Source organism: Treponema sp. R8-4-B8 (genome assembly GCF_054786175.1).
The window spans coordinates 1-462 of the sequence record NZ_BDHE01000365.1; the positions used below are offsets into that span (position 1 = coordinate 1).

The following is a 462-nucleotide window of genomic DNA, read 5'->3' on the forward strand; positions in this document are numbered from 1 at the left end:
CGAGCGAAATCACACCCGTCTACAATAATTTAATCGGCCTTAAAGCCGCCTTCGATAATCATTGCCCTTAAACTTTTAAGAATCTGATTCTTCGTGATTCAGTCATGATTAAAACTCATTAATACGCGGGTTTTAACAAGGTTGTTTTTTATTTCAACGGCGTTATCAAGATTTTTTTTATTGATAAATTCGTCAAAAATATCGTTGTACCAAACAGGCACGTGCTGATTGAGCTGTCACAATGAATTGTGGGTGGTAAAAGATACGTGAATAACTTTTTTCCCCTGAAGCAGTTTGTCAAGGGCAAGCTGCACAAGTACAGATGTTTTTCCCACTCCGTTAGGTGAAGCGGTAACACCGATTTATCCGGGTTTTAATCCGCCTTAGATTGACTGTTCAAAAATGCGGAGTGGACTGCGTTGGATAAGTTCGTTTAATACAATAATATTTTCTCCTAATTAA

General features: G+C 37.9%; 1 protein-coding gene. It reads right to left on the minus strand.

Going from position 1 to position 462, the window contains the following annotated elements; translation table 11 throughout:
• Window positions 1–98: 98 nt before the first annotated feature.
• Window positions 99–221, minus strand: coding sequence for a hypothetical protein (locus tag ACYVRA_RS08785; protein ID WP_461252336.1), 123 nt, complete (start codon window positions 219–221; stop codon window positions 99–101).
• Between the last annotated feature and the right edge of the window lie 241 nt (window positions 222–462).